Below are 23409 nucleotides of genomic sequence, written 5' to 3'. Positions count from 1 at the left end.
GGAGCCCATCATGGAACAGAAAAAACTGACCAAATCCGACCTGTTTAGCATGTTCGTTCGCTCCAACCTGCAACAGGCGTCATTCAACTTTGAACGCATTCATGGGCTGGGCTTTTGCTACGACATGATCCCCGCCATCAAGCGCCTGTATCCGCTGAAAGAAGACCAGGTTGCAGCACTCAAACGGCACCTGGTGTTCTTCAATACCACACCTGCCGTTTGCGGCCCGGTGATTGGCGTGACCGCCGCGATGGAAGAAGCTCGCGCCAACGGTGCGGAAATTGACGACGGTGCCATCAACGGTATCAAAGTTGGGCTGATGGGTCCGCTGGCCGGCGTCGGCGATCCGCTGGTATGGGGAACACTGCGCCCGATTACCGCCGCGCTCGGCGCATCGCTGGCGCTGTCCGGCAACATTCTCGGCCCACTATTGTTCTTCTTTATTTTCAATGCAGTACGTCTGGCAATGAAGTGGTACGGCTTACAGCTTGGCTTTCGTAAAGGGGTCAACATCGTCAGCGACATGGGCGGCAACCTGCTACAGAAACTGACCGAAGGCGCATCGATTCTCGGCCTGTTTGTGATGGGAGTATTGGTCACCAAATGGACCAGCATCAACGTGCCGCTGGTGGTATCGCAAACGCCTGGCGCAGACGGCACCACCGTCACCATGACCGTGCAGAACATTCTCGACCAACTCTGCCCCGGCCTGCTGGCGTTGGGTCTGACGCTGCTGATGGTGCGTCTGCTCAACAAGAAAATTAATCCGGTATGGCTAATATTCGCCCTGTTTGCGCTGGGAATTATCGGTAACGCACTGGGCTTCCTGTCCTGATTTTTCGCTCCGGCAATGCCGGGGCAACTTCAACAAATAGTCCTCGAAAGAGGAAGAGGTGGTAACAATGCAAACAACAACAGCTTTACGTCTTTATGGTAAACGCGATCTGCGCCTGGAAACCTTCGACCTTCCTGAAATGCAGAACGATGAAATTCTGGCCTCAGTCGTAACCGACAGTCTGTGCCTTTCTTCCTGGAAAGAGGCTAACCAGGGCGAGAACCACAAAAAGGTGCCGGACGATGTGGCCACCAACCCGATCATCATCGGTCATGAGTTTTGCGGCGACATTATTGCCGTAGGCAAAAAATGGCAGCATAAGTTTCAGCCCGGCCAGCGCTATGTCATTCAGGCTAACCTGCAACTGCCGGATCGCCCGGACTGTCCCGGCTACTCCTTCCCGTGGGTGGGCGGTGAAGCCACGCACGTCATCATTCCTGATGAAGTCATGGAGCAGGACTGCCTGTTGGCCTACGAAGGTGAAACCTATTTTGAAGGTTCGCTGGTTGAGCCGCTATCCTGCGTGATTGGCGCATTCAACGCCAACTATCACCTGCAGGAAGGCTCTTATAACCATAAGATGGGCATTCGTCCGCAGGGACATACACTGATACTCGGCGGCACCGGTCCGATGGGACTACTGGCGATCGACTATGCACTGCATGGCCCGGTTAACCCGGCGCTGCTGGTGGTAACCGACACCAATAACGACAAGTTGAGCTACGCCCGCAAGCACTATCCATCAGAACCACAAACGTTGATCCATTATCTCCACGCCCAGGATGCGAGTTATGACACCTTGATGGCGCTGAGCGGCGGGCACGGGTTTGATGACATCTTTGTGTTTGTGCCCAACGAACAGCTGGTTACGCTGGCCTCTTCCCTGCTGGCTGCCGATGGTTGCATGAACTTCTTTGCTGGTCCGCAGGATAAGCAGTTTAGCGCGCCGATTAACTTCTACGACGTACACTACGCCTTCACCCATTATGTTGGGACGTCTGGCGGCAATACCGACGACATGCGCGCGGCGGTTAAACTTATCGAAGAGAAGAAAGTTCAGGCGGCAAAAGTGGTGACGCACATTCTGGGGTTAAATGCGGCAGGTGAAACAACACTGGAACTGCCAAAAATCGGCGGCGGGAAAAAACTGGTTTATACCGGCAAAGCCTTACCATTAACCGCGCTCACGCAGATTGATGATCCAGCCTTGCGCGATATCCTGGAGCGTCATCAGGGGGTCTGGTCGCAGGAAGCCGAACAGTACATATTGTCTCACGCCGAGGAAATTTAACATGATTAACCGCGACACCCAGTTGTGCATGTCGCTTGCCGGTCGCCCTGGCAACTTTGGCACTCGCTTTCACAACTATCTGTATGAAAAATTAGGGTTAAATTTTATCTACAAAGCCTTTACCACGCAGGATATTGAGGCCGCAGTGAAAGGCGTTCGCGCGCTGGGTATCCGCGGTTGCGCGGTATCAATGCCGTTTAAAGAGAGCTGCATGCCGTTTCTGGATGCCATCGATCCTTCCGCAAGCGTCATTGATTCCGTCAACACCATCGTCAATGACAACGGTACGCTGACAGGATTTAACACCGACTATATTGCGGTAAAAAGTCTGATTGCCAGCCACCAGCTCGATAGCAGTGCACGCGTGATGATTCGCGGCAGCGGCGGCATGGGCAAAGCCGTCATCGCCGCGTTTCGCGATGCCGGTTTTCGCAATGTGATTATTGCCGCACGTAATCGCGAGAGCGGCCCGACGCTGGCAAAACAGTACGGTTTCCAGTGGCAGCCCCAGTCGGAAGGGATTGCCTGCGATATTCTGGTCAACGTGACGCCCGTCGGCATGGCGGGTGGTAAAGAAAGCCATGAGCTGGCCTACAGCGAAGCGATGGTCGCTGCCGCCAGCGTAGTGTTTGACGTCGTCGCCCTGCCGCCAGAAACACCGGTGATTAAGCTGGCACAGCAGTTGGGTAAAAAGACCATCAGCGGTGCAGAGGTGATTGCCTTACAGGCTGTAGAGCAATTCGCCATGTACACCGGCATGCGCCCGGATGACGCGCTGATTGCCGAAGCCGCAGAATTTGCGCGGGCGGGGTAAAGAAGCAGGAACAGAGCGCCGGGGATGGGCGCTCTGTTTATTTTAGGTACTATGCAACAGCAAACAATTGCTGGTCAGCTTTCGCTTCCAACTGCGCCAGCGCGGGAATCAACTGGCTGATATTTACCAGACTGTGTCCTAACTGGCATATGCTCTCATAGGCAAAATGTTCCTGACCTTCACCCGCCATGGTCAGCAGGCTTTCTCCCATAAAATTCAGCGTCTGGTACAACCCTGCCAGCGCCTCTTCACAGCCAAACGATAGCGCCAGATTTTCTTCGGTGGTGAGATGGCGACAATCAAGATGGCGGAACGCCTCGGCGAGTGGAAAATAAAGCAGGTCAGCTTGCGGTATGAGAGAAGAAGACGCAAAACAGGCGTTAGTGGTACTATTAGCATCAGCCATAGCATTACCTCGTATAATGTTGTGGTTAGAAGCTCGGTATGTGTTCGCGCACTGCCGGGCTTCGTTGTTTCTGTAAGACAATTGACTTACACTTGTCTTACGATCATCAATGTAAATCAGGTGTCAGACACATGTCAACGGTAGAATTCAAAAAGAAAGGTAACAAACAAATCGCGTTACGTGTCGAGCCGGAACTGGAAGCAGGGATCCAGAAAGCGCTTTCAATGGATGGTGACGCGTCAATATCCGCATGGATTAAGCGAATTATTAGGAAAGAACTGAAGCAGAAAGGGATTGAAGTATAGAAGTTGGTATTTCTGGCTTGTAAGAGTAGTGTGTCATCACACATCTCGTATAATCAAGGTGCCAACACACATGAACGAAAGAAGAGGCAATCCCCCGTTTCAATTCCGTCTGGATCCGGAACTGCGCAAAGCGATGGAAGAAGCACAGCGGCAGGATGGCGATGAATCGTTGGCAGCCTGGATTAAACGTGTGATTAGAAAAGAGCTGAAGCAGAAAGGGATCGAAGTCTAGCGATCAGAATTATGTATCGTTTTCTGAAGAACACCTCTATCGCTCGTTTAGTGAGAAAGGAAACCCGACGCTGAAAACCACGCTGGCAGTGATGAAGGCGCTCGGTATTGGATTGACGGTTAAGGTTTGAAGTTGGATATCAGCCAAATTTCACTTTCAGCTTTCCTGACATATTGCCCTCTTTCCCGACAACAATCTCTACATCACGGCCCAGCCTCACCAGGCATTCGAGCATCTTTGCTTCACTGATACCGCGAAACTGGCCGCGTAGCAGATTGGAAAGTTTAGGCTGTGTCATTCCCAGTAACTGCGCGGCCTGCTGCTGCGTTAACCCTTTGCGTTGCAAAATCTCACCAATCACCATTGCCAGCTGCGCTTTCAACTGCATCTGTTCTGCGTCATACGCACCTAAATCGGCGTAAACATTACCGCTACTGGTTTCGACATCATGTGACATATCCACTCTCCTGCGCATGGCGCTGTGCAGCCTTGAGCCGCTGATAAATCAGGTCAATTTCAGGTTTCGGGGTTGCTTTCCCGGAAACGGACTTCTTCTGAAAAACATGGAGAACATAAACCGCATTTTTCAACTGGATGGTGTAAACCGCCCGCCAGGCGTTGCCGTGATAATCCTCAACGACTTCCAGAACCCCCGCTCCACCAAATCCTTTTAATGGTTTAGTCTGTGAATGCTGTTTACCCTGCTGCGCAAGCCAAAGAGCAAACCCAAACGTATCCCAAACGTGTTCTGGCATTGCAATCAGGTCTTTTCTGGCCTGCCCAACCCAGTAAAGTGGTTTCGTCATCCTTTCCTCTTGATTATATCCATTTAGGTATAAAACACCATTACCCACCAGAAGAATAAATCAACAATACCTCTTTCAGCCGAAATAAAACGCCAGTCTGCGAGGCGCTTTCCAGAACCTCACTTCCAACATCGTGAGCCATATCAGTAAGGCGTCAGGCTGATAGTGGTAGCATTAGCGCGGTTTGTAATTTTCTGATTACATGGAGAAATGATGGAACTGCTTTTATTGAGTAACTCGACGCTGCCGGGCAAAGGCTGGATGGAACATGCGCTGCCGCTGATCGCAGAGCAACTGAATGGTCGCCGTACGGCGGTGTTTATTCCGTTCGCCGGCGTGACGCAAACCTGGGATGAGTACACGGCGAAAACGGCAGCCATCTTTGCGCCAATGGGCGTCAACGTTACGGGTATTCATACCGTTGCCGATCCGATTGCAGCCATTGAAAACGCCGAGCTGGTGATTGTCGGCGGGGGTAACACCTTCCAGTTGCTGAAAGAGAGCCGCGAGCGCGGGCTGCTGGCGTCGATTGTGGATGTCGTTAAACGCGGTGCGCTGTACATCGGCTGGAGCGCGGGTTCCAACCTCGCCTGCCAGACCATCCGCACCACCAACGACATGCCGATTGTCGATCCCAAAGGTTTTGATGCGCTGGGTCTGTTCCCGCTGCAGATTAACCCACATTTCACCAACGCGCTGCCGGAAGGCCACAAAGGCGAAACGCGTGAACAGCGCATTCGCGAGCTGCTGGTGGTTGCCCCAGAGCTGACGGTGATTGGCTTGCCGGAAGGTAACTGGATCAAGGTGAGTAACGGTCAATCTGTGCTCGGCGGCCCGAACACCACGTACATCTTTAAAGCGGGTGAAGAGGCGGTTGCCGTTGAGGCGGGCCACTGTTTTTAATTGATTAATTGTCTGATGCCGGATGGCGGCATAAATGCCTTATCCGGCCAACCGCTTCACCTCACTCAATAATCATCCCGCTCATCGTCTTCATCCGGCTGTTCCAGCACGCTGTAGGCCACGGAGCAAAACAGCGAGTTCAGACGCTGCATATCGCCCAACAGTGCCAGGTGCAAGGAGCTGGTTTCGATGCTCTGCACGTTCTGCTGATGCAGACGGTCAACGTGCGCGTGCGAATAACGACGGTTGAGAATACGGAAACGGTGCTTGCTGCGGCGCAGACGGCGGGCGCTGGTCACATCGCCTGAGAAGAACACCGACATCGCCAGCTGCAGATTGCTGAGCAGCTGATCGTAAAGCGCATCCAGCTCTTTCAGCCCTTCCACAGAGAATGCCCGACGGGCGGCCAGCGACTTATCGGCAATCTCGCTGCCCATACGTTCAACGATATCGGAAGCCTGTTCGAGGTTGAGCGACATTTCGATAATCTCCGCCCAACGGCGTGATTCCTCTTCCGCCAGTTCATCCTTTGGCATCCGCGCCAGATAGAGCTTAATCGCCGTGTACAGCACGTTGATGTCATCCGCCATCCTGCGCAACTCTTTCTCTTCGCGCGGCTCGCCGTGCATCACCTTCTTCAACCCGTCCATCATCTGCTCCATGGCGTCGCCAATACGCAGGGCTTCGCGGGCGGCATTCGCCAGCGCAAGTGTTGGCGTATCGAGCGCGCTGACGTCCAGATGCTTGGGCTTCAGGTGGGCGTCCAGTTCCGGTTCATCGCGGATGATGCGTTTACAAAAACGCGCCATTGGCTCAGCGAACGGTACCATCGCCACGCAGCGCACCAGGTTGTAGAACACGTGGAAGTAGATAACCAACTCGGATTTCGGCAGCGGCAGTTCATCCATCAGATTCGCCAGCGGATGCACGAATGGCAGAATGATCAAGCTGCCCACCAGCTTAAACAGCAGGCTGCCGAGCGCCACGCGGCGGGCGGCGGCGTTAGCGGCGCTGTTGTTGAGCATCGCCAGCAGGCCAGAACCGAGGTTGGCGCCAATCACCAGACACAGCGCCACCGGGAACGAGATAATGCCCGCCGCGGTCAAGGTAGCCGTCAGAAGGACCGCCGCCAGACTGGAGTAGCTGATAATCGCGAACATCGCGCCAATCAGCGCATCAAGCATGATATCGCCAGTAAGCGAGGCGAAAATAACCTGTACGCCGTTAGCCTGGGTGATCGGCGTTACCGCCTGCACGATTAGCTCCAGCGCCAGTAAAATCAACCCCAGCCCAATACCAACCCGCCCCAGTTGCCCAACGCGGGACTGCTTACGTCCGAGAAAGAAGATCACGCCGATAAAAATCAGCAGTGGCGACAGCCAGGAGAGATCGAAGGTCAGGATACGCGCCATCAGCGCGGTCCCCACGTCGGCACCAAGCACAATCACCAGCGCAGGAGTCAGCGCCACGAGATCTTGTGCAACAAACGAGGTCACCAGCATGGTGGTGGCGTTGCTACTTTGCACCAGCGCCGTCACGCCGATACCCGCACAAAAGGCGAGCGGTTTCTTTTCAACGCTACGGCTGAGCACGGTGCGTAAACGCGCGCCAAAGACGCGCATCACACCAGTACGCACAATATGCGTACCCCAAACCAGCATCGCGACGGCAGAAAGCAGGTGTAACAGAGTTAACACGGAATCAGGTACTCCTTATCGTTATATGTTCCTGGGCTCGGCGCAGATAGCGTGCCTGATGGCGCTGCGCTTATCAGGCCTACAGAATGTCCCTTGTAGGCCGGATAAGGCGTTTACGCCGCCATCCGGCAAACAGCGCTCGCGAACCTTCTTTCAGTATAAGGGTTTAAACGTAATAAAGAGACAGGGCACTCATTGAGTGCCCTGTTTGTTGTAAAGAAAGATGACAGTTTTGTGAATCAGTCGGCGTCGTAGCCGAGGTTCGGCGCTAACCAGCGCTCCACTTCTGCCACGCTCATCCCTTTACGGAAGGCATAATCTTCAACCTGATCGCGCTGGATTTGCGCCACAGCGTAGTACTTGCTGTCCGGATGACTGAAATACCAGCCGGAAACCGACGCACCTGGCCACATGGCGAAGGATTCGGTGAGCTTCATCCCGGTATGCGCCTCCACGTCCAGCAGTTCCCAAATGGTGGCTTTTTCGGTGTGTTCCGGACACGCCGGATAGCCCGGTGCCGGGCGAATCCCCTGGTAGTTTTCGCGGATCAGCTCCTCGTTACTGAGATTCTCATTCGCCGCATAGCCCCAGTAGACTTTACGTACGCGCTCATGCAGATATTCTGCGAACGCTTCCGCCAGACGGTCAGCGATCGCTTTCACCATGATCTTGTTGTAGTCGTCATGCTGGGCTTCGAAGGCGTCCGCCAGCGCATCTTCTTCCAGACCACCAGTGACCGCAAAAGCACCGATGTAATCCGCTTTACCGCTCAGTTTCGGCGCAACAAAGTCAGACAAGCAGTAGTTGGCGAAACCGACTTTTTCCGTCTGCTGGCGCAGGTGATGACTCACGTTGATGACGTGCGTACGCGTCTCGTCACGGTAAATCTCGATGTCGTCACCCACGCGGTTGGCCGGGAATAAACCCACCACGCCACGCGGATTCAGCGTCTTCTCAGCGCTGAGTTTATCCAGCATGTCGTTGGCATCTTTGAACAGGCGCTTCGCCTCTTCGCCCACTACTTCATCTTCGAGGATGCGAGGATATTTCCCGGCCAACGACCAGGTCATAAAGAACGGCGTCCAGTCGATGTAGTTGCGCAGGGTTTCGATGCTGGCTTCCACTTCCTGTACGCCCAGACGGTGCGCCACCGGCGGGGTGTAGTTTTCCCAGTCAAAGGCCAGATCGTTGTCGCGGGCAGCCTGTAACGTTACGGGCGGAGTACGCGGTTTCTTACGCGCATGCTGGATACGCACGGTTTCATACTCTTTACGCGTACGGGCGACAAAGTCATCACGCTGGGTATCAGAGAGCAGCGCAGCGACGACGCCAACGGTACGCGAGGCGTTCTGCACGTACACCGTCGGGCCGCTGTAGTTCTGCTCAATTTTCACCGCGGTGTGCGCTTTCGAGGTGGTCGCGCCGCCAATCAGCAGCGGAATAGTGAAGCCCTGACGCTCCATCTCTTTCGCCACGTTGACCATTTCGTCCAGCGATGGGGTAATCAGCCCGGAAAGGCCAATCAGATCGGCATTCACTTCACGCGCCGTTCTGAGGATTTTCTCCGCGGGCACCATCACGCCAAGATCGACGATTTCGTAGTTGTTACATTGCAGTACCACGCCGACGATATTTTTACCGATATCGTGCACATCGCCCTTCACGGTTGCGATGACCATTTTGCCGTTGCTGGAACCTTTCTCTTTGCTGGCCTCAATGTACGGTTCAAGGTAGGCCACCGCCTGCTTCATCACGCGAGCGGATTTCACCACCTGCGGCAGGAACATTTTGCCCTCACCGAACAGGTCGCCAACCACGTTCATGCCGTCCATCAGCGGTCCTTCAATAACCTCGATCGGGCGCGCGGCCTGCTGGCGAGCTTCTTCGGTATCCAGCTCAATAAACTCGGTTATGCCTTTCACCAGCGAGTATTCGAGGCGCTTTTTCACGTCCCAACTGCGCCACTCCGCCATCTGGGCATTCGCCGTGTCGTCGGTTTTACTGCCGCGATACTTCTCAGCAAGCTCCAGCAGTCGTTCGGTGCCATCGTCACGGCGGTTGAGGATCACATCTTCAACCGCATCGCGCAGCTCGGTGGGCAGGTCGTCGTAAATTGCCAGTTGTCCGGCGTTGACGATCCCCATGTCCATGCCGTTGCGAATGGCGTAGTAGAGGAATACCGCGTGAATGGCTTCACGTACTGGGTCGTTGCCACGGAACGAGAATGAAACGTTAGAAACGCCGCCGGAGATCAGCGCGTGCGGCAGTTCGCGTTTGATATCTTCACAGGCCCCGATAAAGTCCTGCGCATAGTTATTGTGTTCCTCAATGCCGGTCGCCACCGCAAAGATGTTCGGGTCGAAGATGATATCTTCCGGCGGGAAGCCGACTTCTTCGGTCAAAATTTTGTAGGCGCGACGACAGATCTCAATTTTGCGCGCGCGAGTGTCGGCCTGGCCCTGCTCGTCAAAGGCCATCACCACCACTGCAGCACCGTAGCGACGCAGCAGCTTCGCGTGATGGATAAAGGTCTCAACCCCCTCTTTCATCGAGATGGAGTTAACGATGCCTTTACCCTGAATGCACTTCAGCCCTTTTTCGATTACTTCCCATTTCGAGGAGTCGATCATAATCGGCACCCGGGCGATATCCGGTTCACCGGCAATCAGGTTGAGGAAACGAACCATCGCCGCTTCGGCGTCGAGCATCCCCTCATCCATGTTGATATCGATGATCTGCGCGCCGCTTTCTACCTGCTGGCGGGCGACGTCCAGCGCCTCGCTGTATTTCTCTTCTTTGATCAGGCGCTTAAACTTCGCCGAACCGGTAACGTTGGTACGCTCGCCGACGTTCACAAACAGGCTGTCGTCGCCGATGTTCAGCGGCTCAAGACCGGAAAGGCGGCAGGCAACCGGGATTTCCGGCAAGCGGCGTGGCGGCAGTCCGTCCACTGCGCGACTCATGGCGGCGATGTGTTCCGGCGTGGTACCGCAGCAGCCGCCAACAATATTCAGGAAGCCCGCCTCGGCCCATTCGCGGATTTGCGCCGCCATGGTGTCGGCATCGAGATCGTACTCACCAAAGGCGTTCGGCAGCCCGGCGTTCGGGTGTGCGGTAACGTAGCATTCGGCAATACGCGACAGTTCCTGCACGTACTGGCGCAGCTCGTCCGGACCTAAGGCGCAGTTCAGACCGAAGGTCAGCGCATCGGCGTGGCGCAGAGAGTTGTAGAATGCTTCGGTGGTCTGGCCGGAGAGCGTACGCCCGGAAGCGTCGGTGATGGTGCCGGAGAGCATAATCGGCAGCTCAACGCCCAGCGCTTCGAATTCAGTTTTAACCGCGAAAATAGCGGCTTTGGCGTTGAGGGTATCGAAAACGGTTTCAATCAGGATCAGGTCACTGCCGCCTTCCACCAGCGCTTTGGTGGATTCGCGGTAGGCGGCCACCAGCTGATCAAAGGTAATATTGCGGTAAGCCGGGTCGTTGACGTCGGGGGAGATAGACGCCGTACGGTTGGTTGGGCCAAGCACGCCCGCGACGTAGCGCGGTTTGTTCGGCGTGCGCGCCGTCCATTCGTCTGCCGCCACGCGCGCCAGTTTGGCTGCCGCAAAGTTGATTTCCGCCGACAGGGATTCCATCTGGTAATCCACCATGGCAATAGTCGTGGAGTTGAAGGTGTTGGTTTCGATGATGTCCGCGCCCGCCTCGAAGTAGGCGTTGTGAATCGCGGCGATCACCTCCGGTTTGCTGAGCACCAACAGGTCGTTGTTGCCTTTCAGATCGCACGGCCATTCGGCAAAGCGTTCGCCGCGGAAATCCTCTTCGCTCAGACGATATCCCTGGATCATGGTGCCCATACCGCCGTCCAGCACCAGAATACGTTCATTTAACTGCTGACGTAATTGTTCTACTTTGCTGCTCACACTCGCTCCCGACAACGCTCAACCAGACCGAAAAAAACTCAACAGGTCATACTGGCACAAACCTGAGAGGCGGAAAAGAGAACAACGGCCAACATGAGACATGTTCAGCTTCACTCATCCGATCAGTACAGGAATTCTTGCATTATAATTGAATAAAACGAAAATGATTTCCACGATACAGAAAAGGAGTCTGCCATGGTTGCCCCCGTTCCCGCGAAACGCGGTAGAAAACCCGCCGCTACTACTGCGCCCGCAACCGGGCAGGTTCAGTCCCTGACACGCGGCCTGAAGCTACTGGAGTGGATTGCGGAATCCAACGGCAGCGTGGCGCTGACCGAGCTGGCGCAGCAGGCCGGCCTGCCAAACTCCACGACTCACCGATTATTGACCACCATGCAGCAGCAGGGATTTGTTCGTCAGGTCGGTGAATTAGGGCATTGGGCCGTGGGTGCACATGCGTTTATCGTCGGCAGCAGCTTTTTGCAAAGCCGTAATCTGCTGGCGATTGTGCATCCAATCCTGCGCAAGCTGATGGAAGACTCCGGTGAGACGGTCAACCTCGCCGTGCTGGATCAAAGCGATCATCAGGCCATTATTATCGACCAGGTGCAGTGCACCCAACTGATGCGCATGTCCGCGCCTATCGGCGGCAAACTGCCGATGCATGCTTCCGGGGCGGGCAAAGCGTTTTTATCCCAACTGAGCGAAGAACAGGTGACAGGGTTGCTGCACCGCAAAGGACTACACGCTTATACCCACGCCACGCTGGTGTCGCCAGTGCATCTGAAAGAGGATTTGGCCCAGACGCGCAAGCGCGGCTATTCCTTTGATGATGAGGAACATGCGCTGGGTCTGCGCTGCGTGGCGTCGTGCATTTATGACGAGCACCGCGAGCCGTTCGCCGCGATTTCCATCTCCGGACCCATTTCGCGTATTACCGACGATCGCGTGACCGAGTTCGGCGCCATGGCGATCAAAGCGGCGAAAGAAGTGACGCTGGCGTACGGCGGATTTCGCTAAGATGGGGTTGCCGGGTGGCGGTTACGCCTTACCCGGCCTACGGTCGGTTTCATAACGCACGCTGAAACGCTGTTTGCGTCGGTAGGCGTAAACATCTTCCACATGCCCGTTTTTAATCCGCGTTTGCAGACCACGCCAGTAGTCGGCGCTGAACAAGTCAGCGTGCATCTCTTCAAATAGCGGCCCGATACGCGGGTCGGCACATAGCCAGTGGCGAAACTCTTCCGGGAAGACATCTCCAGGCGATACGCTGTACCACGGCTCAGCGCTCATCTCATCTTCCGGGTAGCGTGGCGGCGGGATATGACGGAAATTAACCTCCGTCATGTAGCAGATTTCATCGTAGTCGTAGAACACCACGCGCCCGTGACGGGTGACGCCGAAGTTCTTAAACAGCATATCGCCGGGGAAAATATTGGCGGCGGCCAGCTGACGAATCGCGTTGCCGTACTCTTCAATGGCATCGCGCAGTTGTTGACCTTCGACTTGCTCCAGCCAGATATTCAGCGGCACCATCCGTCGTTCGATATACAGATGGCGAATGACAATCTGATCGCCAAGATCGGTAATTTTTTCCGGGGCTTCCTGCAATAACAGCGCCATCAGCGCCGGATCGATTTGCCGTTTATCCAGCACAAAATTCTCGAACTCCTGGGTGTCAGCCATCCGCCCCACACGGTCGTGCTCTTTGACCAGTTGATAACAGGCGCGGACGTGGGCGGCAGACATCTCTTTTTGCGGCGCAAATTTGTCTTTGATGATTTTAAACACCCGGTCAAAGCCCGGCAGGGTAAACACCAGCATCACCATACCGCGGATCCCCGGTGCTTCAATAAACTGCTCATCACAGTTGGCCAGGTAGAGCAGATACTCCCGATAACTTTCCGTTTTTGCATGCTTCTGACAGCCAATCGCCATATACAATTCAGCGGTGGTTTTACCGGGCAGGATCTCGCGCAACCTGATCTTGACCCTCCATCTCCGAACAGCTTTTGTATCTTAAGTTAACGATGTCCGCTGCCGCCGGTATTCCCTCGGGGAGTGATATCCCAGCGCGCTGTGCGGGTGGTTTTCATTGTAATGCGTGAACGCTACTGCAAGGTTTCGCAGTGCTGTTCTCACATCCGGTTTTGGCATGAACGCGATATAGTCTTCTTTCATCGTTTTCACGAACCGTTCGGCCATGCCATTACTCTGCGGGCTGCTCACCGCTGTTGTGCAGGGCTCCAGATTCAGCTCTCTCGCGAACCTCCGCGTTTCATACGCGGTATACGCTGAACCGTTATCCGTCAGCCACTGCACCGCTGTGTCGGGCAACCTGTCGCCGAAGCGCTTTTCCACCGACCTCAGCATCACATCCTGCACGGTCGAACTGTCATAGCCTCCCGTGCTTGCTGCCCAGTCTATGGCCTCACGGTCGCAGCAGTCCAGCGCGAACGTTACCCGCAGTTTTTCGCCGTTGTCGCAGCCGAACTCGAAGCCATCTGAACACCAGCGCATATCGCTTTCTGCCACCGCTATCTTGCCCTTATGTTCACGCTTCGGTCGCTCTGGTTTGTGATGCAACAACAACAGGTTATGCTCGCTCATTATCCTGTAAAGCCGTTTGGCATTCACAGGTGGCTGTCCCTCTGTGCGACGTTGCTTGCGCAGGATGCCCCACACGCGTCGATAACCATAACTCGGCATATCGCTGATAATGTTGAGGATAGCCGACAGTATTTCTGCGTCTGCTTCTTCATTACGCCGGTTACAGCGCCTGTCCTGCCAGTCGGCAGAACGGTTAATCCGCAGTGACAGTTGCGCACGCGACACGCCCATGGTCCGGCTGACCATGGCTATTCCCCGTCCTTTGGCAACAAGGGCGCGTGCGCTATCCATTTTCGCGACTGACCGTACTCCACGGCTTCTTTCAGGATCTCAACTTCCATCGTTTTCTTGCCCAGAAGGCGCTGAAGCTCCCGGACCTGCTTCAGAGCAGCAGTAAGCTCAGAAGCAGGAACGACTTCCTCTCCAGCCGCAACGGCGGTGAGGCTGCCTTCCTGATATTGCTTCTTCCACTTAAACAGCAGGCTGGGCTGGATACCATGCAGGCGGGCGACATGGGAGACATTCATACCCGGCTCCATCGTCTGCTGGATAATGGCGATCTTCTCCTGAGGAGTTTTACGTTTACGGACTTCTTGCCCTAACAGGATCCCGGTCATCTCAAAATTGGCGTTAGTGTTAGACATATATTCAAGCCTATCTCTTATCTGGAGATACAGCTACTGTCCGGTGTTTCAGGGGGCTACATCAGGATCTCGCGCAACCACTCCACCAGTGCCGCGGGCAGCGGGGCATACACCATGAAGTAGGAGCGAGCGAAGCCAAACACAATGCTCGCCTCCGCCGTCGTGGTCAGACAGGTATCGACAAACAATTCGCCTTCGTCTGTCCGGTGGATTGGCAGTAAAAACGGCAGCGTCCCGGAAGGGGTAATCAGCTTCCCGACCAGCCAGGCGGCCTTGTTACGATAAAACAGTTCATTCGCCACCTGTAAATGGCAGCCTGGCAACACATCCGCTCCCAAGGTTTCGGTCAGGTGTTCGATGATGTAGTGGATATCACGATGTTTATTCTGCCATGGAAGACGTAGGGGAAGATCGCTAAGGACGCGAGTTAGCAGCCACTCCCAGCCGGTATCAGGAAAAAAGTCTTTCGCCAACGGGCGTGGGATCGTGCGGAAACGACGCTCTGGCTGAGAACTGAAAATAAACAGCCGCTCGGGAGTCAGCGAGCGGTGGTCAAATAACCGACAGTAAACGGAGTTAAAAAAGCTCTCCGCAATCTCGAAGCGCGGGTAATCCGGCAGTAGCCGGGTGTAATGCTCTTTCACGCGAAGTAAAAAATCCGCGTCGGTACTTTTGCCGTCTGTAATGCAGCGCAACTGCTCCACCACCAGACCTACGTGATGATCATAAAGGTGAATACGGCTTTTCATCGCCTGCTGAACCGCATGCCAGTCGGCATGTTCAAAACGCTGCTGCGCGCCGGAGGTGACTTCCAGAAAACGCCCGTACTGGGCGTCGAAACCTTGCAAAATCGTCTGAGCAATCAGTAATTCCAGGCCACGCGTCATCGACTTCTCCCATCCGGCACAACGTCATGCCGGATGGCGCGTTCGCTTATCCGGCCTACATCCCTTCGTAGGCCCGGTAAGCACAGCGCCACCGGGCATTAATCAAAACTGCGATTCTTCGGTCGAGCCGGTCAGCGCGGTCACCGAGGAAGCGCCGCCCTGAATGATAGTAGTTACTTTGTCGAAGTAGCCTGTACCCACTTCCTGCTGATGGGACACGAAGGTGTAACCGTCTTTAGCCGCCGCAAATTCTGGCTGCTGAACCTTCTCAACATAGTGGCGCATGCCTTCACCCTGCGCATAGGAGTGTGCGAGGTCGAACATGTTGAACCACATGCTGTGGATGCCCGCCAGGGTAATGAACTGGTATTTGTAACCCATATCCGACAGTTGCTGCTGGAAGCTGGCAATAGTTTTGTCGTCCAGGTTTTTCTGCCAGTTAAATGACGGCGAACAGTTGTAGGCCAGCAGTTTGCCGGGGAATTTCGCGTGAATCGCATCGGCAAAGCGCTTCGCCAGTTCGAGATCCGGCGTGGAGGTTTCACACCACACCAGATCCGCATAAGGTGCATAGGCCAGACCACGGCTGATCGCCTGCTCAATACCCGCATGCGTACGGTAGAACCCTTCGCTGGTACGTTCGCCGGTGATGAACTCGCTGTCGTATGGGTCGCAGTCAGACGTTATCAGATCGGCTGCGTCAGCATCAGTACGCGCAATAACCAGCGTCGGAACACCCATGACGTCGGCTGCCAGACGGGCGGCCACCAGTTTCTGGATAGCTTCCTGAGTCGGCACCAGAACTTTGCCGCCCATGTGACCACATTTTTTTACCGATGCGAGCTGATCTTCGAAGTGAACGGCCGCTGCACCAGCCTCAATCATCGATTTCATCAGTTCAAACGCGTTCAGTACGCCGCCAAAACCCGCTTCCGCATCGGCAACGATCGGCAGGAAGTAATCCACATAGCGCGGATCGTTCGGTTCAATACCGGTTGACCATTGGATCTGATCGGCGCGACGGAATGTGTTGTTGATCCGATCCACCACTGCCGGGACGGAGTTCGCCGGATACAGCGATTGGTCCGGGTACATGCTGGATGCCAGGTTGGCATCTGCCGCCACCTGCCAGCCTGAAAGGTAGACCGCTTCAATACCGGCTTTCGCCTGCTGCAGCGCCTGACCGCCAGTCAGCGCGCCGAGGCTGTTGATATAACCTTTCTTCGATTCGCCGTGCAGCAGACGCCACATTTTCGCCGCGCCAAGCTGAGCCAGCGTGCATTCCGGGTTGACCGAGCCACGTAATTTCACCACTTCCTCCGCGCTATATGGACGGGTGATGCCTTCCCAGCGCGGTTGAGTCCATTCTTTCTGTAATTCTTCGATTTGTTGAGTACGGGTTTTCATGTGCAGATGCTCCATATTGTTATGTGGTGGATTACGCCAGCAGGCGGTAGCCTGGCAGGGTCAAGAAATCGATCAATTCATCAGAGGTAGTGATTTGCTCCATCAGGCGCGCGGCATCGTCAAAACGTCCGCTGCTGTAGCGGTGTTCGCCCAGCTCGTCCTGAATCACCAGCATCTCTTCGGCCAGCATCTGACGGAACAGCGGTTTGGTAACCGGCTTGCCGTTGCTGAGCGTCTTCTGGTGGTGGATCCACTGCCAGATGGAGGTACGGGAGATTTCGGCAGTGGCCGCATCTTCCATCAGACCGTAAATCGGTACGCAGCCGTTACCGGAGATCCACGCTTCGATGTACTGCACCGCAACACGAATGTTGGCGCGCATGCCTTCTTCAGTACGCTCACCTTCACAAGGCGCCAGCAGTTGTTCTGCGGTAATCGGCGCATCTTCTTCACGGGTCACGAACAGCTGATTTTTGTTTTCACCGAGCACGTCGTTGAACACCGCCATTGCGGTATCTGCCAGTCCCGGATGGGCAATCCATGTGCCGTCATGACCGTTATTGGCTTCCAGCGCTTTGTCCGCTTTTACCTTGGTCAGAACCTGGTTGTTACGTTCCGCATCTTTGCTGGGAATGAAAGCTGCCATGCCGCCCATCGCGAATGCGCCACGTTTATGACAGGTTTTAATCAGCAGACGCGAATAGGCGCTGAGGAATGGCTTATCCATCGTCACCACCTGACGGTCCGGCAGCACGCGATCCGGATGGTTCTTCAGCGTTTTGATATAGCTGAATATGTAGTCCCAGCGACCGCAGTTCAGACCGACAATATGGTCACGCAGGGCGTGCAGAATTTCGTCCATCTGGAAGACGGCCGGCAGCGTTTCAATCAGCAGAGTCGCTTTGATGGTGCCGCGTGGCAGATTAAAGCGATCTTCTGCATAGCTGAACACTTCGCTCCACCATGCTGCTTCTTGCCAGGCCTGCGTTTTTGGCAGGTAGAAGTAAGGGCCGCTGCCTTTTGCCAGCAACGTTTTGTAGTTGTGGAAGAAATAGAGGGCAAAATCGAACAGGCTGCCCGGGATGGATTCGCCACGCCAGGTGACGTGTTTTTCCGGCAGATGCAGGCCACGAACGCGGCATACCAACAGAGCCGGATTAGGTTTGAGCTGGTAAATTTTACCCGCTTCGTTGGTATAGCTAATGGTGCCATTGACCGCATCGCGCAGGTTTATCTGCCCGTCGATAACTTTGCTCCACTCAGGAGCCAGCGAATCTTCGAAGTCAGCCATAAAGACTTTGACGTTCGCGTTCAGCGCGTTGATAACCATCTTGCGCTCAACGGGTCCGGTTATCTCTACGCGGCGATCCAGTAAATCATCAGGAATACCGCGAATCTTCCAGTCACCCTCACGAATGGAAGCTGTTTCCGAAATAAAATCAGGCAACTTACCGTCATCAATATCCTGCTGCTGCTGAATACGTGCAGCCAGAAGTTTATTGCGTTTTGGCGTAAATCTTGTCACCAGTTCAGTCAGAAACTCTACTGCTTCAGCGGTCAGAATTTGTTGCTCCTGTTCGCCACGCGGCCTGGTGAAGACCAGTTCATCGGTTGTCGTTGCCTGTTGATTCATTGCGTAGTTCCTCGTCATTGATCCAAACACATCCCCAATGCGAACGAAGGATCGTTGTGCGCTTTTCGTTCAGCACAACTAAGACTACTCATTTAAATTTCAAAATCAAAAACAATTTCCATTTTTAATTTAATTATCAATTAACCTATTGATAACAATATAAATAAAATTTAATTACACCGTGAGGTGCGTTTCGGAAATAAAAAAGGCACCCGAAGGTGCCTGATTCAATATGCTGAAACGCTTAAGGATCGTCTGCTACAGAAGATTAATCCAGCGTTGGATTCATGTGACGCAGATCATATGGCGTGATCTGGTAGACGTAATAGTTGAGCCAGTTGGTAAACAACAGATTACCGTGGCTACGCCAGGTTGCCCGCGGTTTGTTTTGCGGGTCATCTTTCGGGAAATAGTTATAGGGCACTTCCGGCGTTAGGCCCGCTTCGACGTCACGAAAATACTCACTGCCGAGCGTATGGGCATCATATTCCGGATGGCCCGTCACAAAGGCAATTCGTTTATCTTTGCTGGCAAACAGGTAGGCATCTCCCTCTTCGGTTTCAGCAAAAATCTCGAGATCGGTGTAGTCGCGAATAAGCGCAGCAGGAAAATCGGCATAGCGCGAATGCGGAGCCAGGAACGCATCATCGAATCCACGCGTCAGCAGCGCATGAGGATGCAGAATATGGTGCTCATAGACGCCTGAAAGTTTGTCCGTACGGGTTTGCTTAGGAATTCCGTACAGGATATTCAGCGCGGCCTGCACCGCCCAACAAACAAATAGCGTTGAGGTAACGTGATCTTTCGCCCATTCAAGCACTTGTTGAATCTGCGGCCAGTAAGCCACGTCATCAAATTCGACCAGACCCAACGGCGCGCCGGTCACGATCAGTCCGTCAAAGTTCTGATCGCAGATATCCTCGAAATTACAGTAAAAGTTATTCAGATGCTCCGTAGGGGTGTTACGTGACTCGCGAGCATCGATGCGCAATAGCTGAACATCTACCTGTAGCGGTGAGTTAGACAGTAAGCGCAGGAACTGGTTTTCCGTTTCAATCTTCTTGGGCATCAGGTTGAGGATGAGCACCTTCAGTGGTCGAATTTCCTGACCGGAAGCGCGGGATGTCGTCATCACAAAGACGTTTTCCTCACGCAAGAAATTGACGGCGGGTAGCTCGTCCTGCACGCGAATTGGCATAACCTGATAACCTCACTACATACGTTTAAACGTTTAGACATCCAGATAGCTGAAGATACCCAGGAATCATGCGAATGTCGAGCGTGTATGTTGAAGGTGAGAAAGTTTCACGTCATAACCAATAGTCACAGCGTGTTCAGGAGTGCCGACTATTGCGGAAATCAGTTTCCCCCTGGAGAAAAGTGCTCCGCACCCCGGCATCGCTCAGAGGCACCTTACCAGAGATAACCTGAGGACACTTAGCCCTACCGTCTGCGGCACCAAAGGTCACTTCAAGGATGGCTCGCTCTTCAACCTGCGACAGTCCACCTTCGTTCATCTCCAGCGCATGGGCCAGAAGCCCAAAAGAGTTCCGCCAAAAAAGCTGACGCCACTTAGAGCGTGGCATCAGTTGATCGACAAGGTCTTGTATCAGTTTTTCTGCTTCGAAGAACTCGGCAATCAGGAGTCGCTGATTGCTGAAGGTTCGGAATCCGGAAACTTCTTGCTGAGTGGTAGTATTGCGTACAACTACACGGTTTTTATATAGTTGAACGTAGAGAATGACCATCGGAATTTCCTTTATCAGTCCGTGATAAAATCGGAAACGCAAAAAAGCCCATCCGTCAGGATGGGCTTTTTCACTTTATTTGATGCCTGGCAGTTCCCTACTCTCGCATGGGGAGACCCCACACTACCATCGGCGCTACGGCGTTTCACTTCTGAGTTCGGCATGGGGTCAGGTGGGACCACCGCGCTACAGCCGCCAGGCAAATTCTGTTATTAACCCGCTTTTCGCCGGTTAATCTAATCTGTATCAAGCTGAATATGATGTCTGTCTTTCGCCAAAACACCTTCGGCGTTGTAAGGTTAAGCCTCACGGTTCATTAGTATCGGTTAGCTCAATGTATCGCTACACTTACACACCCGACCTATCAACGTCGTCGTCTTCAACGTTCCTTCAGGAGACTTATAGTCTCAGGGAGAACTCATCTCGGGGCAAGTTTCGTGCTTAGATGCTTTCAGCACTTATCTCTTCCGCATTTAGCTACCGGGCAATGCCATTGGCATGACAACCCGAACACCAGTGATGCGTCCACTCCGGTCCTCTCGTACTAGGAGCAGCCCCCCTCAATTCTCCAGCGCCCACGGCAGATAGGGACCGAACTGTCTCACGACGTTCTAAACCCAGCTCGCGTACCACTTTAAATGGCGAACAGCCATACCCTTGGGACCTACTTCAGCCCCAGGATGTGATGAGCCGACATCGAGGTGCCAAACACCGCCGTCGATATGAACTCTTGGGCGGTATCAGCCTGTTATCCCGGAGTACCTTTTATCCGTTGAGCGATGGCCCTTCCATTCAGAACCACCGGATCACTAAGACCTGCTTTCGCACCTGCTCGAGCCGTCACTCTCGCAGTCAAGCTAGCTTATGCCTTTGCACTAACCTCCTGATGTCCGACCAGGATTAGCTAACCTTCGTGCTCCTCCGTTACTCTTTAGGAGGAGACCGCCCCAGTCAAACTACCCACCAGACACTGTCCGCAACCCGGGTAACGGGTCCACGTTAGAACACCAGCCATTAAAGGGTGGTATTTCAAGGATGGCTCCATGCAGACTGGCGTCCACACTTCAAAGCCTCCCACCTATCCTACACATCAAGGACCAGTGTTCAGTGTCAAGCTATAGTAAAGGTTCACGGGGTCTTTCCGTCTTGCCGCGGGTACACTGCATCTTCACAGCGAGTTCAATTTCACTGAGTCTCGGGTGGAGACAGCCTGGCCATCATTACGCCATTCGTGCAGGTCGGAACTTACCCGACAAGGAATTTCGCTACCTTAGGACCGTTATAGTTACGGCCGCCGTTTACCGGGGCTTCGATCAAGAGCTTCTCCTTACGGATAACCCCATCAATTAACCTTCCGGCACCGGGCAGGCGTCACACCGTATACGTCCACTTTCGTGTTTGCACAGTGCTGTGTTTTTAATAAACAGTTGCAGCCAGCTGGTATCTTCGACTGATTTCAGCTCCACGGGTAAACCGCTTCACCTACATATCAGCGTGCCTTCTCCCGAAGTTACGGCACCATTTTGCCTAGTTCCTTCACCCGAGTTCTCTCAAGCGCCTTGGTATTCTCTACCTGACCACCTGTGTCGGTTTGGGGTACGATTTCGTGTTACCTGATGCTTAGAGGCTTTTCCTGGAAGCAGGGCATTTGTTACTTCAGCACCGTAGTGCCTCGTCATCACACCTCAGCGTTAAAAAGGTACCGGATTTACCTGGAACCTCCGCCTACATGCTTAAACCGGGACAACCGTCGCCCGGCTAACATAGCCTTCTCCGTCCCCCCTTCGCAGTAACACCAAGTACAGGAATATTAACCTGTTTCCCATCGACTACGCCTTTCGGCCTCGCCTTAGGGGTCGACTCACCCTGCCCCGATTAACGTTGGACAGGAACCCTTGGTCTTCCGGCGTGCGGGTTTTTCACCCGCATTATCGTTACTTATGTCAGCATTCGCACTTCTGATACCTCCAGCATACCTCACGATACACCTTCAACGGCTTACAGAACGCTCCCCTACCCAACAACACATAGTGTCGCTGCCGCAGCTTCGGTGCATGGTTTAGCCCCGTTACATCTTCCGCGCAGGCCGACTCGACCAGTGAGCTATTACGCTTTCTTTAAATGATGGCTGCTTCTAAGCCAACATCCTGGCTGTCTGTGCCTTCCCACATCGTTTCCCACTTAACCATGACTTTGGGACCTTAGCTGGCGGTCTGGGTTGTTTCCCTCTTCACGACGGACGTTAGCACCCGCCGTGTGTCTCCCGTGATAACATTCTTCGGTATTCGCAGTTTGCATCGGGTTGGTAAGTCGGGATGACCCCTAGCCGAAACAGTGCTCTACCCCCGAAGATGAATTCACGAGGCGCTACCTAAATAGCTTTCGGGGAGAACCAGCTATCTCCCGGTTTGATTGGCCTTTCACCCCCAGCCACAAGTCATCCGCTAATTTTTCAACATTAGTCGGTTCGGTCCTCCAGTTAGTGTTACCCAACCTTCAACCTGCCCATGGCTAGATCACCGGGTTTCGGGTCTATACCCTGCAACTTAACGCCCAGTTAAGACTCGGTTTCCCTTCGGCTCCCCTATACGGTTAACCTTGCTACAGAATATAAGTCGCTGACCCATTATACAAAAGGTACGCAGTCACCCCATAAAGAGGCTCCCACTGCTTGTACGTACACGGTTTCAGGTTCTTTTTCACTCCCCTCGCCGGGGTTCTTTTCGCCTTTCCCTCACGGTACTGGTTCACTATCGGTCAGTCAGGAGTATTTAGCCTTGGAGGATGGTCCCCCCATATTCAGACAGGATACCACGTGTCCCGCCCTACTCTTCGAGTTCACAACCTGTGCATTTTGGTGTACGGGACTATCACCCTGTACCGTCGGACTTTCCAGACCGTTCCACTAACACACAAGCTGATTCAGACTCTGGGCTGCTCCCCGTTCGCTCGCCGCTACTGGGGGAATCTCGGTTGATTTCTTTTCCTCGGGGTACTTAGATGTTTCAGTTCCCCCGGTTCGCTTCATTACGCTATGTATTCACGTAATGATAGTGTGTCGAAACACACTGGGTTTCCCCATTCGGAAATCGCCGGTTATAACGGTTCATATCACCTTACCGACGCTTATCGCAGATTAGCACGTCCTTCATCGCCTCTGACTGCCAGGGCATCCACCGTGTACGCTTAGTCGCTTAACCTCACAACCCGAAGATGTTTCGTAAAACACCCACGTGTTGCGAAAATTTGAGAGACTCGAACACACCGT

The 23409-nt window shown here is 54.0% G+C and carries 17 protein-coding genes, 2 rRNA genes and 3 pseudogenes; 8 read left to right on the top strand and 14 right to left on the bottom strand.

Annotated features, from left to right (window positions below; all coding sequences use genetic code 11):
- Positions 1-10: 10 nt before the first annotated feature.
- The 3 genes from E6P06_RS04975 (at position 11) to E6P06_RS04965 (ending at position 2940) form a co-directional block, all read left to right on the top strand.
- Positions 11-835: a PTS system mannose/fructose/sorbose family transporter subunit IID gene (locus tag E6P06_RS04975; protein WP_003031641.1), complete on the top strand. Its 825-nt coding sequence runs from the start codon at positions 11-13 to the stop codon at positions 833-835.
- A 67-nt stretch (positions 836-902) separates the two neighbouring features.
- Complete coding sequence (gene sorE, locus E6P06_RS04970) at positions 903-2126, top strand: L-sorbose 1-phosphate reductase (RefSeq protein ID WP_139934992.1); 1224 nt, start codon at positions 903-905, stop codon at positions 2124-2126.
- A gap of 1 nt (position 2127) precedes the next feature.
- A complete protein-coding gene (locus E6P06_RS04965) occupies positions 2128-2940 on the top strand; it encodes a shikimate 5-dehydrogenase (RefSeq protein WP_139934991.1) in 813 nt (270 codons plus the stop codon).
- A gap of 49 nt (positions 2941-2989) precedes the next feature.
- On the opposite strand, the gene E6P06_RS04960 is transcribed toward E6P06_RS04965, so the two are convergent.
- A complete protein-coding gene (locus E6P06_RS04960; protein WP_106108076.1) occupies positions 2990-3346 on the bottom strand; it encodes a hypothetical protein in 357 nt (118 codons plus the stop codon).
- Positions 3347-3477: 131 nt separating this feature from the next.
- Here E6P06_RS04960 and E6P06_RS27610 point away from each other — a divergent pair, with 131 nt between their 5' ends.
- The 3 genes and pseudogenes from E6P06_RS27610 to E6P06_RS28190 all read left to right on the top strand — a co-directional run.
- A complete protein-coding gene (locus E6P06_RS27610) occupies positions 3478-3651 on the top strand; it encodes a hypothetical protein (protein ID WP_032938222.1) in 174 nt (57 codons plus the stop codon).
- Positions 3652-3721: 70 nt separating this feature from the next.
- On the top strand, positions 3722-3883 hold the full coding sequence (locus tag E6P06_RS04955) for a phage protein (RefSeq protein WP_003841416.1): 162 nt from the start codon (positions 3722-3724) through the stop codon (positions 3881-3883).
- A 22-nt stretch (positions 3884-3905) separates the two neighbouring features.
- Positions 3906-4013: pseudogene (locus tag E6P06_RS28190) on the top strand (DNA-binding protein); the annotation flags it as partial.
- Between the two features lie 9 nt (positions 4014-4022).
- Here the strand turns inward: E6P06_RS28190 and E6P06_RS04950 are convergent.
- Complete coding sequence (locus tag E6P06_RS04950; RefSeq protein ID WP_003844682.1) at positions 4023-4340, bottom strand: helix-turn-helix domain-containing protein; 318 nt, start codon at positions 4338-4340, stop codon at positions 4023-4025.
- Entirely contained in the window at positions 4330-4689 is a 360-nt protein-coding gene (locus tag E6P06_RS04945; protein ID WP_003844680.1) for a type II toxin-antitoxin system RelE/ParE family toxin, read from the bottom strand. The genes E6P06_RS04950 and E6P06_RS04945 overlap by 11 nt, the downstream gene beginning before the upstream one ends.
- 213 nt (positions 4690-4902) lie before the next feature.
- Here E6P06_RS04945 and pepE point away from each other — a divergent pair, with 213 nt between their 5' ends.
- Positions 4903-5592, top strand: a complete 690-nt coding sequence (pepE, locus tag E6P06_RS04940) for a dipeptidase PepE (RefSeq protein ID WP_139935893.1) — start codon at positions 4903-4905, stop codon at positions 5590-5592.
- Positions 5593-5657: 65 nt separating this feature from the next.
- Here pepE and E6P06_RS04935 read toward each other — a convergent pair whose 3' ends face one another.
- Positions 5658-7289: a Na/Pi cotransporter family protein gene (locus E6P06_RS04935; RefSeq protein WP_003031618.1), complete on the bottom strand. Its 1632-nt coding sequence runs from the start codon at positions 7287-7289 to the stop codon at positions 5658-5660.
- 239 nt (positions 7290-7528) lie between these two features.
- Entirely contained in the window at positions 7529-11212 is a 3684-nt protein-coding gene (gene metH / locus E6P06_RS04930) for a methionine synthase (RefSeq protein ID WP_139934990.1), read from the bottom strand.
- Between the two features lie 195 nt (positions 11213-11407).
- Between metH and iclR the strand changes: the two genes are divergently transcribed.
- Entirely contained in the window at positions 11408-12232 is an 825-nt protein-coding gene (gene iclR, locus E6P06_RS04925) for a glyoxylate bypass operon transcriptional repressor IclR (protein WP_003844677.1), read from the top strand.
- A gap of 21 nt (positions 12233-12253) precedes the next feature.
- Here the strand turns inward: iclR and aceK are convergent.
- From aceK to E6P06_RS04880, 9 genes and pseudogenes are all read right to left on the bottom strand, one after another.
- Positions 12254-13192 (bottom strand): annotated as a pseudogene (aceK, locus tag E6P06_RS04920) (bifunctional isocitrate dehydrogenase kinase/phosphatase); the annotation flags it as partial.
- A 39-nt stretch (positions 13193-13231) separates the two neighbouring features.
- Positions 13232-14439 (bottom strand): IS3 family transposase gene (locus E6P06_RS04915; RefSeq protein WP_089617520.1). Its coding sequence is split into 2 segments (ribosomal slippage): positions 13232-14118 and positions 14118-14439, totalling 1209 coding nucleotides; the frame shifts between segments, so codons are not numbered across the junction.
- Positions 14440-14528: 89 nt separating this feature from the next.
- A pseudogene (locus E6P06_RS04910) lies at positions 14529-15353 on the bottom strand (isocitrate dehydrogenase kinase/phosphatase AceK regulatory subunit); the annotation flags it as partial.
- A 102-nt stretch (positions 15354-15455) separates the two neighbouring features.
- Positions 15456-16760: an isocitrate lyase gene (aceA, locus tag E6P06_RS04905; RefSeq protein ID WP_003031609.1), complete on the bottom strand. Its 1305-nt coding sequence runs from the start codon at positions 16758-16760 to the stop codon at positions 15456-15458.
- 31 nt (positions 16761-16791) lie between these two features.
- A complete protein-coding gene (aceB, locus tag E6P06_RS04900; protein WP_032948287.1) occupies positions 16792-18393 on the bottom strand; it encodes a malate synthase A in 1602 nt (533 codons plus the stop codon).
- A gap of 268 nt (positions 18394-18661) precedes the next feature.
- Complete coding sequence (gene metA, locus E6P06_RS04895) at positions 18662-19591, bottom strand: homoserine O-succinyltransferase (protein WP_103849047.1); 930 nt, start codon at positions 19589-19591, stop codon at positions 18662-18664.
- Between the two features lie 136 nt (positions 19592-19727).
- A complete protein-coding gene (locus E6P06_RS04890) occupies positions 19728-20141 on the bottom strand; it encodes a YjaA family stress response protein (RefSeq protein WP_138828092.1) in 414 nt (137 codons plus the stop codon).
- Between the two features lie 84 nt (positions 20142-20225).
- Positions 20226-20341, bottom strand: a 5S ribosomal RNA gene (gene rrf, locus E6P06_RS04885).
- Between the two features lie 95 nt (positions 20342-20436).
- Positions 20437-23341, bottom strand: a 23S ribosomal RNA gene (locus E6P06_RS04880).
- Between the last annotated feature and the right edge of the window lie 68 nt (positions 23342-23409).

The sequence above is a fragment of the Citrobacter sp. CF971 genome (assembly GCF_006385635.1).
GTDB classification, from domain to species: domain Bacteria; phylum Pseudomonadota; class Gammaproteobacteria; order Enterobacterales; family Enterobacteriaceae; genus Citrobacter; species Citrobacter freundii.
This window is presented reverse-complemented; position numbering and strand designations above follow the sequence as displayed.

What these genes read in the sequence shown, in the direction of transcription:
- E6P06_RS04955 (WP_003841416.1), top strand. Translation starts at nt 3,722, where the DNA reads ATGAACGAAAGAAGAGGCAATCCCCCGTTTCAATTCCGTCTGGATCCG.
- E6P06_RS04945 (WP_003844680.1), bottom strand. Translation starts at nt 4,689, where the DNA reads ATGACGAAACCACTTTACTGGGTTGGGCAGGCCAGAAAAGACCTGATT.
- E6P06_RS04965 (WP_139934991.1), top strand. Translation starts at nt 2,128, where the DNA reads ATGATTAACCGCGACACCCAGTTGTGCATGTCGCTTGCCGGTCGCCCT.
- pepE (WP_139935893.1), top strand. Translation starts at nt 4,903, where the DNA reads ATGGAACTGCTTTTATTGAGTAACTCGACGCTGCCGGGCAAAGGCTGG.
- E6P06_RS27610 (WP_032938222.1), top strand. Translation starts at nt 3,478, where the DNA reads ATGTCAACGGTAGAATTCAAAAAGAAAGGTAACAAACAAATCGCGTTA.
- aceA (WP_003031609.1), bottom strand. Translation starts at nt 16,760, where the DNA reads ATGAAAACCCGTACTCAACAAATCGAAGAATTACAGAAAGAATGGACT.
- sorE (WP_139934992.1), top strand. Translation starts at nt 903, where the DNA reads ATGCAAACAACAACAGCTTTACGTCTTTATGGTAAACGCGATCTGCGC.
- E6P06_RS04975 (WP_003031641.1), top strand. Translation starts at nt 11, where the DNA reads ATGGAACAGAAAAAACTGACCAAATCCGACCTGTTTAGCATGTTCGTT.
- E6P06_RS04960 (WP_106108076.1), bottom strand. Translation starts at nt 3,346, where the DNA reads ATGGCTGATGCTAATAGTACCACTAACGCCTGTTTTGCGTCTTCTTCT.
- metA (WP_103849047.1), bottom strand. Translation starts at nt 19,591, where the DNA reads ATGCCAATTCGCGTGCAGGACGAGCTACCCGCCGTCAATTTCTTGCGT.
- iclR (WP_003844677.1), top strand. Translation starts at nt 11,408, where the DNA reads ATGGTTGCCCCCGTTCCCGCGAAACGCGGTAGAAAACCCGCCGCTACT.
- E6P06_RS04950 (WP_003844682.1), bottom strand. Translation starts at nt 4,340, where the DNA reads ATGTCACATGATGTCGAAACCAGTAGCGGTAATGTTTACGCCGATTTA.
- E6P06_RS04890 (WP_138828092.1), bottom strand. Translation starts at nt 20,141, where the DNA reads ATGGTCATTCTCTACGTTCAACTATATAAAAACCGTGTAGTTGTACGC.
- aceB (WP_032948287.1), bottom strand. Translation starts at nt 18,393, where the DNA reads ATGAATCAACAGGCAACGACAACCGATGAACTGGTCTTCACCAGGCCG.